12 protein-coding genes are annotated in these 12,205 nt (G+C 73.0%); 8 read left to right on the top strand and 4 right to left on the bottom strand.

What is annotated here, in order from left to right; all coding sequences use genetic code 11:
• Positions 1–56 precede the first annotated feature (56 nt).
• From OHS59_RS35040 to OHS59_RS35010, 7 genes are all read left to right on the top strand, one after another.
• The gene (locus OHS59_RS35040) at positions 57–965 is read left to right on the top strand and encodes a DMT family transporter (RefSeq protein ID WP_328497359.1); all 909 of its coding nucleotides are present in this window, start codon (positions 57–59) and stop codon (positions 963–965) included.
• A 36-nt stretch (positions 966–1,001) separates the two neighbouring features.
• Entirely contained in the window at positions 1,002–1,517 is a 516-nt protein-coding gene (locus OHS59_RS35035) for an NUDIX hydrolase (protein ID WP_328497358.1), read from the top strand.
• A gap of 176 nt (positions 1,518–1,693) precedes the next feature.
• Positions 1,694–2,086: a YidH family protein gene (locus OHS59_RS35030; protein ID WP_328497357.1), complete on the top strand. Its 393-nt coding sequence runs from the start codon at positions 1,694–1,696 to the stop codon at positions 2,084–2,086.
• On the top strand, positions 2,083–2,391 hold the full coding sequence (locus OHS59_RS35025; RefSeq protein WP_328497356.1) for a DUF202 domain-containing protein: 309 nt from the start codon (positions 2,083–2,085) through the stop codon (positions 2,389–2,391). The genes OHS59_RS35030 and OHS59_RS35025 overlap by 4 nt, the downstream gene beginning before the upstream one ends.
• A 142-nt stretch (positions 2,392–2,533) precedes the next feature.
• Positions 2,534–2,833: a hypothetical protein gene (locus OHS59_RS35020; protein ID WP_328497355.1), complete on the top strand. Its 300-nt coding sequence runs from the start codon at positions 2,534–2,536 to the stop codon at positions 2,831–2,833.
• Positions 2,834–3,018: 185 nt separating this feature from the next.
• Positions 3,019–4,041, top strand: a complete 1,023-nt coding sequence (locus OHS59_RS35015) for a phosphotransferase family protein (RefSeq protein ID WP_328497354.1) — start codon at positions 3,019–3,021, stop codon at positions 4,039–4,041.
• 6 nt (positions 4,042–4,047) lie between these two features.
• Complete coding sequence (locus OHS59_RS35010) at positions 4,048–5,292, top strand: acyl-CoA dehydrogenase family protein (RefSeq protein WP_328497353.1); 1,245 nt, start codon at positions 4,048–4,050, stop codon at positions 5,290–5,292.
• Between the two features lie 129 nt (positions 5,293–5,421).
• Here the strand turns inward: OHS59_RS35010 and OHS59_RS35005 are convergent, their stop codons facing one another.
• From OHS59_RS35005 to OHS59_RS34990, 4 genes are read right to left on the bottom strand one after another with little or no spacing between them, the layout of a single operon-like run.
• Entirely contained in the window at positions 5,422–5,562 is a 141-nt protein-coding gene (locus OHS59_RS35005) for a lasso RiPP family leader peptide-containing protein (protein ID WP_328499475.1), read from the bottom strand.
• A 5-nt stretch (positions 5,563–5,567) separates the two neighbouring features.
• Positions 5,568–6,020, bottom strand: coding sequence for a lasso peptide biosynthesis B2 protein (locus tag OHS59_RS35000; protein ID WP_328497352.1), 453 nt, complete (start codon positions 6,018–6,020; stop codon positions 5,568–5,570).
• Positions 6,017–6,280, bottom strand: a complete 264-nt coding sequence (locus tag OHS59_RS34995) for a lasso peptide biosynthesis PqqD family chaperone (RefSeq protein ID WP_328497351.1) — start codon at positions 6,278–6,280, stop codon at positions 6,017–6,019. The genes OHS59_RS35000 and OHS59_RS34995 overlap by 4 nt, the downstream gene beginning before the upstream one ends.
• Positions 6,277–8,124: an asparagine synthase-related protein gene (locus tag OHS59_RS34990; protein WP_328497350.1), complete on the bottom strand. Its 1,848-nt coding sequence runs from the start codon at positions 8,122–8,124 to the stop codon at positions 6,277–6,279. The genes OHS59_RS34995 and OHS59_RS34990 overlap by 4 nt, the downstream gene beginning before the upstream one ends.
• Before the next feature lie 162 nt (positions 8,125–8,286).
• On the opposite strand from OHS59_RS34990, the gene OHS59_RS34985 reads away from it, so the two are divergent.
• Positions 8,287–12,204 carry an nSTAND1 domain-containing NTPase gene (locus OHS59_RS34985; protein WP_328497349.1) on the top strand — a complete coding sequence of 1,306 codons (3,918 nt, stop codon included), beginning with the start codon at positions 8,287–8,289 and terminating at the stop codon, positions 12,202–12,204.
• The last annotated feature ends 1 nt before the right edge of the window (position 12,205 follow it).

Genomic DNA, 12,205 nt, shown 5'->3' with positions numbered 1-12,205 from the left:
GTCGATCGATACCCACACCTCGCCCCGTAACCGTCCGAAGTCTTGAGGTACGCAGCGTGTCGGTTCTGGTTCTCGTCCTCGCTGTCGGCGCGGCCTGCTGCCTGGGCGTCGGATTCGTCCTCCAGCAGAACGCGGCGGCACACGCTCCCCTGGGCGACTTCCTCTCCCCCCGGCTGCTCCTCGACCTCGTGAAGGTGCCGCGCTGGCTGGGCGGGATCGCGTTCATGGCGGTCGGCATGGTGCTCGGCGCGATCGCGCTGGCACACGGTGAGGTGTCCCTCGTCGAACCGCTCCTCGCGACCAATCTGCTCTTCGCGCTCGTGCTCTCCCGGCGCCAGACCCGCCGGCCGCTCGGCCGGCAGGGCTGGGGCGGGCTCCTGCTGCTCGCCGGCGGGGTGACGGCCTTCATCGTGGCCGGACAGCCCGAGGGCGGCGACGCCGTCTCCGACCCGGTGCGGCACTGGCTGATCATCGGCGTGATGGTGGGCCTCGCGCTGCTGCTCACCGGGTACGCCAAGCGGTCCCGGCTCAGCTCGGGACCGGCGCTCGGGGTGGCGGCGGGCCTGCTGTACGGGGTGCAGGACGCGCTCACCCGGGTGAGCGGACAGCGGTTCTCCGACGGCGGCTGGACGGCGCTCGTCACCGGCTGGCAGGTGTACGCGGTCGTCGCACTCGGGATCACCGGGCTCGTGCTCGTCCAGAGCGCCTTCGAGACCGCGCCGCTGCGGATGTCGCTGCCCGCGCTCACCGCCGCGCAGCCGCTCGCCGGGATCGTGTGCGGGGTGGGATTCCTCGGGGACCGGTTGCGGGCCGATTCCGGGGCGCTGGCCTGGGAGGCCGCCGGGCTCGCCGGAATCGTGGTGGGGGTCGTCCTGCTGGGGCTGCACCCCGCGATGCCGAACGGGGTCGCGCTCAAGGAGCGGTTGGCGGCCGCGGCGCATTCCGCTTCGCTGACGTCTCGGTGACGTCCACCGCCGAGGGTGTGCTGCTTTGATGGCCGGATGAGTTCCGCTGACGAGATTCTCGACGTCGTCGACGAGCACGACGAGGTGGTGGGCCGGGCCCGGCGCGGGGACGTGTACGCGCGCGGGATGCGGCATCGATGCACGTTCATCCAGGTCAGAGACGCGCAAGGGCGCCTGTTCGTGCACCGGCGCACGTCGACCAAGCTGGTGTTCCCCTCCCTGTACGACCTGTTCGTCGGCGGGGTCGTGGGCGCGGGCGAGAGCTACGACGACGCGGCGCTGCGGGAGGCCGAGGAGGAGCTGGGAGTGTCCGGGCTGGCCCGGCCGTCCTTCCTGTTCAAGTTCCTCTACGACGACGGGGCCGGGAAGAGCTGGTGGTCGGCGGTGTACGAGGTGCGGTGCGAGGTGGCGGTTTCTCCGCAGGTGGAGGAGGTCGCCTGGTATGCGTTCCTCTCCGAGGGGGAGGTTCGGGAGCGGCTTGCGGAGTGGGAGTTCGTGCCGGACGGGATGGCGGCGTATTCGCGGCTGCGGGCTTTTCGGGGGGCCGGCTGAGGTTCGTTGTCGGGTGCGGGTGAGTGGGGGCTGGTCGCGCCGTTCCCCGCGCCCCTGAAAGCGACAGGATTGCGCCGTTCCCCGCACCCCTGAGGGCACAAGGCTGTGGCGTTCCCCGTGTCCCTTGCGGGGGCGTGCCCGCTTGTGGGGGTTGCGGTCCCGGTACTGTCGCTGGGGTGATCGAATTTGTGCGGAACGTCCGGTTGTGGTTCGCGCCTGAGCGGATCGAGGAAGAAGGGGTCACCCCCGACTACCGGTTCTCGTTGGCGAACGAGCGGACGTTTCTGGCGTGGCTGCGGACCTCGCTCGCGCTGATCGGCGGCGGGTTCGCCGTGGACCAGTTCCTGCCCGATCTGCGGTGGGAGTGGCGGGCCGGACTGGCGCTCGGGCTGCTGGCCGCGGGAGTGCTGTGCGCTCTGCGGTCGGTGAACCACTGGATCCGCTGCGAGCGCGCGATGCGCAGGGGCGAGGACCTGCCGGTGTCCCGTTTTCCGGCCCTGCTGAGCATCGGCGTGGCCCTGGTGGCCATCGCGATGGTGGTGGTCGTGCTGGCGGGGTGGGAGTCGTGACGGCACGCGACCCGGGACTGCAGCCGGAGCGCACGCGGCTGGCCTGGCGGCGTACGACCCTGGCGGCGACCGTGGCCGCCGTGCTCGCCGGGAAATCGGCACTGCGCGACGGACCGGGCGTGACGGCGCTGGTGGTGTGCGCGCTGTGCTGCGGGCTGTGGCTGGGGTTTCTCGCCGTGGCGCACCGGCGGATCCGCACCCTGTCCGGGAGCGTGCCCCCGGAGGCGTTCACCCCGAGGCACGCGGGCGTCGCCGCCCTGTGCACGATCGCGCTGGCCGTCTGCGCGGCGGCTCTCGTCTTCTGAGGGTCTGGTGAGGGTCCGGGTACTGAGGTACTGACGTACTGACGGCTCCAGAGGCATATGTGACGTTTCGAGGGGATTTATGGGGTTCTGGTGGCTAGCCTGACCGGCGTCACACTCCGCACCTCGAAGGCGAGCGAGCACCATGACCACCACCCTTCACCAGGAACACACCTCCCACCAGCACACCCACGGTCCGGACTGCGGGCACGCCGAGGTGCCGCACGGCGACCACGTGGACTACGCGCACGACGGGCATCTGCACCGCAGGCACTCGGAGCACTGGGACGAGTGCGAGCCCGCCGGGCACGTCTCCCACGCCGGGCACGGCCACGAGCACGGTGACGGCTGCGGACACCCGGCCGTGACGCACGGCGACCACGTGGACTACGTTCATGACGGTCACCGCCATGCCCGCCACGAAGGGCACTGGGACGACCACTAGGCATCGCGGGGCCCCCGACAGCCCCACGGAGACCCCGGGACCCCCGAGCCGCAAGCGACGGCTCGGGGGTTTCTCGTAGCCTTTCGTGGCCGAGACGCCGGTCACGTTTCGTTTGCCCACTGGACGGCATACCGACCGGTCGGCATCATGTGGGGAGTCCTGATTCCCGCCTACGGAGGAACACGATGAGTCCAGACCACCCGCCAGGTCTCGATCTCGACCGGCTGCGCGGCCTGCTCGACGGCGAGCGGCCCGGGCTGGTCGACGGCCCGCTGACCGGCCGGCTGATCGAGGGCGGACGGTCGAACCTCACGTACGCGGTGACGGACGGCACCTCGAAGTGGGTCGTACGCAGGCCGCCGCTCGGGCACGTACTGGCCACGGCGCACGACATGAAGCGCGAGCACCGGGTGATCAGCGCCCTGCACCCGACCGCCGTACCCGTGCCGCGGACGCTGCTGCTGTGCGAGGACGTGGACGTGCTCGGCGCGCCCTTCTACGTCATGGACTTCGTGGAGGGCACCCCCTACCGGACCGCCGAGCAGCTCGCCCCGCTGGGCCCGGAGCGCACCCGCGGCGCGGTTCTCGGCCTCGTCGACACCCTGGTCGAACTGCACGCCGTGGACCCCGCCGAGGTGGGTCTCGCCGACTTCGGCCGGCCCGAGGGCTTCCTCGACCGGCAACTGCGGCGCTGGGGCAAGCAGTTGGACGCCTCACGCAACCGCGAACTGGCCGGCATCGACGAACTGCACGCCGCCCTGGGGCGCGAGCTGCCGACCTCCCCCACGGCCACGGTCGTACACGGTGACTACCGCCTCGACAACGTGCTGATCGGCGAGGACGACCGGATCAGGGCGATCCTCGACTGGGAGATGTCCACGCTGGGCGACCCGCTCACCGACCTGGGCCTGCTGGTCATGTACAGCATGCCGCTGGGGCTGACCGACTCCCCCGTCTCCACGACCGCGACGGCCGCCGGACACCCGTCGCCGGCCGAGCTGATCGAGCGGTACGCCGCACGCTCGGGGCGCGACGTGTCCGCCGTCGCCTGGTACACGGCGTTCGCGTGGTTCAAGCTCGCCGTGATCCTGGAGGGCATCCACTACCGCTACACGCTCGGCCAGACCGTCGGCGCGGGTTTCGACCGTATCGGCGACCTGGTCCCCGTGTTCATCGAGCACGGCCTGACCACCCTTCAGGAAGGCTGACCGCACATGGACTTCGCATTCGACGCGCGCACCGAGGAACTGCGTGCCAAGCTGCTCGCCTTCATGGACGAGCACGTCTATCCGGCGGAGGCCGTCGCCCACGAGCAGCGTCAGCAACTGGCCTCGCCGTGGGACACCCCGGCCGTGGTCGAGGAGCTGAAGGCCGAGGCCCGCCGCCAGGGGCTGTGGAACCTCTTCCTGCCGGACGCCGAGTACGGGGCCGGGCTGACGAACCTCCAGTACGCGCCGCTCGCCGAGATCACCGGCCGGTCCCCGCAGTTGGCGCCCACCGCGCTGAACTGCGCGGCGCCCGACACCGGCAACATGGAGGTGCTCAGCCAGTTCGGCGACGAGCAGCAGCGCAAGCAGTGGCTGGAGCCGCTGCTCGCCGGGGAGATCCGGTCGGCGTTCGCGATGACCGAGCCGGAGGTGGCCTCCTCGGACGCCACCAACATCACCACGCTGATCGAGCGGACCTCCGGCGGCGGTGCGGACGGCACGGGCGGCGGGGACGAGTACGTCGTCACCGGCCGCAAGTGGTACATCTCCGGGGCGATGAACCCCGACTGCAAGATCTTCATCGTGATGGGCAAGACGGACCCCGAGGGCTCCGACATCCGCCGCCAGCAGTCGATGATCCTGGTGCCGCGCGACACCCCGGGCGTCGAGGTGAAGCGCGCGATGCAGGTGTACGGCTACGAGGACCACTCCCACGGGGGCCACGCGGAGGTCGTCTTCCACGGGGCGCGGGTGCCGGTCGCGAACCTCATCGGCGAGGAGGGCGGCGGCTTCGCCATCGCGCAGGCGCGGCTCGGGCCCGGCCGGATCCACCACTGCATGCGGCTGATCGGCATGGCCGAGCGGGCGATCGAGTTGATGTGCCGGCGGGCGGTCTCCCGTGAGGCCTTCGGCAAGTCGCTGGCCCAGCAGGGGGTTGTGCACAACTGGATCGCCGACGCGCGGGTGGCTGTCGAGCAGCTTCGGCTGCTGGTCCTCAAGACGGCCTGGATGATGGACACCGTCGGCAACAAGGGTGCGCACACGGAGATCCAGGCGATCAAGATCGCTACGCCTCGGACGGTGGTCGACATCATCGACAAGGCGATTCAGTTGCACGGTGCGGGGGGTGTGAGTCAGGACTTCCCGCTGGCCGAGCTGTGGGCCGGGGCGCGGACCTTGAAGTTGGCCGATGGGCCGGACGAGGTGCATCAGCGGTCGCTGGCGCGGCACGAGCTGAAGAAGTACGTCTGAGGCAGCGTGGTGGCCGGGGGCGGGATTTCGCCCCCGCCGCCCCTACCCGTCCCGTCACTGCCCGGGGGCTCCGCCCCCGGACCCCCGGTGCGCGGTTCCCCGCGCCCCTGAAGGGGCGCGGGGCCGGGGTCACCACAAATACAGAGGCCAGGGGACGCCCAGTTCGTTGGAGTCCACGAAGAGGAATCCGGTCTCCGTGGCGAACTCGCCCAGGTCCACGACGGCCGGGGTCTCGTAGGGGATCCGCTCGGTCTGTTCCATGTTCTCCATCTGCTTCACTTGCTTTTCTCCCTTTCATCCCTTTCTTCCGGTGTGCCCACCGTGAAGAACTTCCGGTAGCAGTCGCCGTCGACCGGTTCGTCGACCATCTCTCCCGCCACCTCGATCCAGGCGTGCGCGAGGAACGGCGGAGCCGCCCGCACCCCCACGCACCAGGTGGGCCAGGTGCCGCGGCTCCGGCACACCAGCGCCACCGCGATCGACCGCGGCAGGCAGGCGGTGGGCGAACCGCAGTGCCGCGGGCAGACGCTGAGCACCTCGTCCCTGGCCTGTCGCGCCTCCGCGTGGTCGGCCACGCGCGCACCCCGGCTCAGCAGGGTCATCGCCGCTCTGAGGCGCTGTGGCGATCTCCTGGCCAGCCGCCTCGCGAGCCACACGGCCGCATGTACCTTCAGCCGGACCGCGGGCGTCGGCCGCAGGGGGCGGCCGGGCAGGACGGGCAGGCTCACGGCGTCACCACCCCGAGCGACCGGAGCCGGTCGATGAGCGCGAGGGTGTCCCGGCGGGCCGTCTCCTCGTCGACGTCGTAGGTGTGCGTGAGTGCCGCGACCGCCTCCTCGACTCCGTCGCCCTCCTGCAGCCGGGCCATGACGAACGAGGCGCTCGGCGTCAACTGCCAGTAGTGGCCGGTGCGTTCGTCGAGCAGCACCGTGCCGTACTCGGTGCTCGCCGTGGACACGTGCTCGGACACCCGCGGGCCGGGGCTCATGTTCCGCTCCCGGTCGCCGCACGGGCCGGGGCCACGAAGCGTTCGCGTGTCTGGTTGCGCAGGAACACGGCGCAGTTGACCGTGGGCCTCAAGGCGCTGTCGGGCATCCGCCCCGGCTGCGGCCTGTTGTACCGCCTGAGCGCGGCTTCGTCGACGAACCCCAGCTCCACGAGGGGCGAGGCGGTGCAGAGGTCGAGGATCTCGGTGTGGTGTGCGGCCCAGCCGCGTACGGCCTGGGGGTCGCCGCCCGTCTTCGTCGTCCTGGCCAGGAAGTCCCCGGGCAGCAGGCCGCGCATCGCCTCCTTCATCAGCGGCTTGAACTCCAGTGGTGAGACGCGCTCTTCGCGCCGGACGGACAGACACGCCTCCAGGACCCGGTCGTCCAGGAGCGGCGCCTGGTAGGGCAGGTCGGCGTCCGCGCCCAGCTGACCGGTGCCGCGGATCACCCGGGCGCCGTCCCGCACCAGTGCCAGCTCGGCGTGCCCGGCGCGGTCCGGCCCGAGGGGCTCCGCGCCGGCGGCGAGCGCGGTGATGCGGGCTCGTACCGCTCGCACCGCGTCCGGGGTCATCCAGCGCGGCCAGGTGAGCGGCAGGTCCCAGCCGAAGCCGGCGGCGCCGTCCCGCCGTGCTCCGTCGGCCGCGAGCGCGGCGGTACGCAGCCAGTCGGCGTAGCCGCGACGGTCCAGCAGGCCGCGGACCGTCGCGGCTGCCGAGGTCCGGCCGAGCATGGGATGGGTACGGGCGCGGCGCCAGGCGAGCAGCGGGCGTCCGCGGAAGAGGGTGTGCTCCCAGTTCGGCAGCCCGCTCTGCAGGTGGTCGCCGCCCAGCCCGTTGAGGTACATCCGCGCCGAGTGCCGCAGCGCGTCCTGGATGTTGGCGTTGACGCGGGGAGCGGAGAGGTAGGTGTGCGTCGGCTCGTCCAGCCGGTTGGCCAGCTGCGGCAGTCCCTCGTAGACCGCCGGTGGTGCGTCGAGCGACTGGGTCCGGTGCCGTACGTCCGGCATGGCCGCCAGTGCGCGCCTCGCCCAGCGCAGGTCCTCCCGGCCGCCCGGATCGTCGTTGTACGCGGTGGCCGCGACGATCTCGGCGGGTCCCCGCGCCGCGAACCAGGTCACCGGGGTCGAGTCCAGGCCGCCGGAGAGGTCGCAGTGGACGACTCCGCCCGCCCGGGTGCGTACCGCGACCGCTTCGGCCAGCGCGGTGCGGAGCAGTTCGGCGCCCCGGCCGCGGGACAGCTCCGGATCGGGGCGCCGCCACCATCGGCGTACGGCCGTCTCCCGGCCGTTCGCCCCGATGCGCAGGTACGACTCCGCGGGGACGGGTTCGACGCCCCGCCACAGCGGCTGTTCGCCGAGCGGGTGCGGGAGGGTCGGCAGCAGCCGGACGGCCAACGCGGTCTCGTCGTACGGGAATCCGCCCAGCTCGGCGAGGACGTCGGCGCGGTCGGACGCGACCGCGACGCCGTCGATCACGGCGTGGAACACGCGGTGGACACCCGAGGCACTGCCCTGCGCGCGAAGCCGTCCGCCGACCGAGGCCACCAGATGGAATCCGCCGGCCAGGGTGTGGGACAGCTCGTCGAACGCCTCGACACCGCCCGCTCGTCCGGTGGCCTCGCGCAGTGCCGCGGACGAGGCCGAGGAGAAGCCGAGCACGGCGGCCCGGTCGTCTCCCGCCTCGGCCGTCACGATCTGCTCGTCGGGAAGCGTGACGACCAGCCACGGCCTCCCGGACGCGTGCGGCACCGTACGTGTCCCCCGCGTGGGGAGCCGCTCCGCGAGGGCCTCGGCCTCGTCGCGGTCCGGGAGCACCACGAAATACCACCGCGGAGCACTGGACTCCATGCCTTCTCCTCACACGCTCGTCCGCTCGGTGCGGGCCGGTGGCTCAAGGTGTAGCGCTCCGCGCGTTGTTCGCCTTCGGGGCACTGGTGTCGAACAAACAACACGTGAAAAATGCGGGGCAGTCGTGAGGCCGCGACCAGGGAGTGACGGGGAGGTGCGGGGATGCCGCGCAGAGAGCGTCCGCTGGACGCGGACGAAGGTCCGTTAGCGGAGTTCGCCACGGGGCTGCGGGAGTTGCGGCGTGCGGCGGGCAGCCCGCCCTACCGGACGCTGGCCGAGCGGGCGCACTACTCGATCTCGACCTTGTCCTCCGCGGCGTCCGGGCAGCGGCTCCCGACGCTGGCGGTGACCCTGGCGTACGCGCACGCCTGCGGCGGGGACGTACAGGAGTGGGAGCGGCGCTGGCGGGCGGTGGCGGAGCAGCTCGGCGAGGAGGACGCCGCCCCCGGCCTTGCGGAGGACAACGGCACGCCCCCGCCGTACGCGGGTCTGCGGTCGTTCCGGGAGGAGGACGCGCGGTGGTTCTTCGGCCGGGAACAGCTGGTGGAGGAGCTGGCCGCACGGCTTGAGCGCCGTCCGTTCGCGGCGGTGATCGGGGCCTCGGGATCGGGCAAGTCGTCCCTGTTGCGGGCGGGTCTGGTGCCTCGCCTGCGCGCGGGGGCGACGGTGGTGGTGTGCACGCCGGGGCCGCGGCCGCTGGAGGAGTGTTCGGTACGGCTGGGCGGGCTGGCGGGGGTCACACCGGGCGGGCTGTACGAGGAGCTGAGGCGGGATTCGGCGAACCTGGGCCGTGTGGTGCGGCAGATCGTCGCCCGTTCCGGGGCCACCGGTGGAGCGGCCGAGGGAACGAGCGGCGGAGCGACCGACGGTACGGGCACCGGAACGAGCAACGGCGCGGCCGACGGTCATGTGGTGCTCGTCATCGACCAGTTCGAAGAGGTCTTCACGCTGTGCCGGGACGAGACCGAGCGGAACGTCTTCATCGAGGCGCTGGTCACCGCCTCCTCGGCCGAGGCGGGCCGGTGCCGGGTCGTCCTGGGCGTGCGGGCCGACTTCTACGCGCACTGCACCCGCGACGCGCTGCTGGTGGAGGCGATGCGGGACGCGCAGGTGCCGGTCGGGCCGATGAGCCAGGACGAACTGCGCCGGGCGGTGCTCAAGCCGGCGCAGCTGGCCGGGCTGACCGTCGAGGGCGCGCTGCTGGCGTCGCTCATGGCACAGGCGCACGCGCAGGCCGGAATGCTGCCGCTGCTGTCGCACGCGCTGCTGCAGACCTGGCGGCGGCGACGCGGCAACGCGCTGACGCTGGGCGCCTTCGAGGCGGCCGGCGGGCTGGAGGGAAGCCTGGCGCACACCGCGGAGGACTTCTACCAGCGGCTGGACGCCGCACGACGGACGCTGGCCCGGCGCGTGTTCGAGCGGCTGACCGTCCCGGGGGAAGGGACCGAGGACACTCGGCGGCCGGCCCGCCTGGAGGAGCTGAACGGCCTGGCCGGAGCCGAGGCCGGCGAGGTCCGCGACGTGCTGGACCGTGCGGCCGACGCGCGGCTGCTGACGCTGGACCACGAGCGGGTGGAGCTGGCCCATGAGGCCCTGATCCGGTGCTGGCCCCGGCTGCGCGACTGGCTCGCCGAGGACCGGGCGGGCATCCGCGTCCACCGGGACCTCACCGAGGCCACGGCCGCGTGGGAGGCGCTGGACCGCGATCCGGGCAGCCTGTACCGGGGTGTCCGGCTCGCGCAGGCCCAGGAGTGGGCCGCCCACGCCGCGGACGCCCTGACGGCGCGGGAGCGGACGTTCCTCGACGCCAGCCGGGCCGCGGCGGACGGCGAGCAGGCCGCGGCGCGCCACCGGGCCCGCCGCCTGCGCCGGCTCACCGGGCTGCTGGCGGTCCTGCTTTTGATCGCCTCGGCCACCACCTTCTCCGCGGTGCGCGCGCAGGACACCGCCAACCGGCAGCGCAACATCGCCCTGTCCCAGAAGGCCGCGGGCCAGGCCGCCGCGCTGCGTGCCACCGACCCGGCGCTGGCCGCCCAGCTCAGCCTGGCCGCCTACCGGCTGGCCCCCACCGCCGATGCCCGCGGCAGCCTGCTGAGCTCCTTCGCCGGCCCCTACGCCACCCGGCTGACCGGCCACACCGACAACGTCAACGCCGTGGCCCACCGCGCCGACAGCCGCGTACTGGCCACCGGGAGCAACGACGACACCGCCCGGCTGTGGGACGTCCGCGACCCCCACCGGCCGCGCTCGCTGGCCACCCTCACCGGGCACACCGACAAGGTCAGCGACGTGGCCTTCAGCCCCGACGGCCGTACCCTCGCCACCGCGAGCTGGGACGACACCGCCCGGCTGTGGGACGTCCGCGATCCGCGCCACCCGCGCACGACGGCCGTCCTGCGCGGCCACTCCGGTGACGTCAACGCGCTGGCGTTCAGCCGGGACGGCCACGCCCTGGCCGACGCGAGCACCGACGGCACGGTACGGCTGTGGGACGTCACCGATCCGGGCCGCCCCCGCGGGACGCGGACGCTGCCCGGACGGCACGACGACAAACGCGCGGTGGTGACCGTGGCGTTCAGCCCCGACGGCCGTGTCCTCGCCGCCGCCGGTTTCGACAACGCCGTGCGGCTGTGGACGTTCGACGCGTCCGGGCGTGCCCGCAAGAAGGCCACTCTCACCGGTCCCACCGCCGCCGTCACCCGGGTGGCGTTCAGCCCGGACGGGAAGACGATCGCCGGCGCGAGCTGGGACCGCGCGGTACGGCTGTGGGACATCGCCGACCCGCGCCGCCCGGGGAAGCCGGTGACCCTGAGCGGCCACACCGACGCCGTGCGCTCCGTCGCCTTCAGTCCGGACGGCCGCGGCCTCGCCAGTGCCGGCATGGACCAGAACGTACGGCTGTGGGACGTCACCGATCCGCGCCGGCCCCGGCGAGGGACTGTGCTGAGCGGCCACACCGACGCCGCCGTCTCCGTGGCGTTCGGCCCCGACGGCCGCACCCTGGCCAGCGCCGGGGACGACCAGACCGTACGGCTGTGGGACCTCCCCCTGCCCGCTCTCGGCGGCCACACCGACACCGTCTGCGCCGTGGCGTTCGGCCCTTCCGGCGGGCACGTCCTCGCGACGGCCGCCGACGACCGCACCGCCCGGCTGTGGGACGTCACCGACCCGCGCCGCCCTCGCGAACTGGCCACCCTCACCGGGCACAAGGACGCCGTGTGCGGACTGGCGCTGAGCCCGGACGGACGCACCCTGGCCACCGGCAGCTGGGACCGCACCGCCCGGCTGTGGGACATCGGCGACCCGCGCCGGCCCCGCGTCCTTGCCACCCTCACCGGACACGGCGAGCACGTGAACACGGTGACGTTCGGTCCCGACGGCCGGACCCTCGCCATCGCCGGCGGGGACGGCGCCGTACGCCTGTGGAACGTCGCCGACCCGCGCCGGCCCCGCGAACTGGCGGCTCTCACCGGGCACACCGGCGGTGCCAACACGGCCGTCCACAGCCCCGACGGACGCACGCTGGCCACCGGGGGCTGGGACGGCACCGTACGGCTGTGGGACGTGACCGACCCCCGCCGGCCGAAGAAGCTGGACACCTCCCCGGTACTCCGGGAAGGGGTCAACGCCGCCGCGTTCAGCCCGGACGGGCGCACCCTGGCCACCACGGACTTCGGCGACACGGTGCGCCTGTGGCGTGTCGACGGCCGCCGCCTGCACGGGACGGCGACCCTCGCCGGTCATGTCGGCGCCGTCCACTCACCGGTCTTCAGCCCCGACGGGCGCACGCTGGCGACCACGGGCGCCGACGGCACCGTCCGGCTGTGGGACGTGCGCGATCCGGACCGGCCCGGACCGCCCGCCTCTCTCGTCGGCGACGGCGGGCACACCTACACGGCGGCGTTCGGTCCCGACGGGCACACGCTGGCCAGCGGGAGCGCGGCCCGCACCGCCCGGCTGTGGGAGACCGACCCGGAGCGCGTCGCCGCCCGGGTGTGCCGGACCGCCGCTCCCACCATCACACCCGCTCAGTGGACCAAGTACTTCGGCGGCCTGGCCTACCGGCCCCCGTGCCGGTGAC

This window comes from Streptomyces sp. NBC_00414 (assembly GCF_036038375.1).
In the GTDB taxonomy this organism is placed as follows: Bacteria; Actinomycetota; Actinomycetes; order Streptomycetales; family Streptomycetaceae; genus Streptomyces.
Note: the sequence above shows the minus strand (reverse complement) of the source record. Positions and strands in the feature narration are given on the sequence as shown.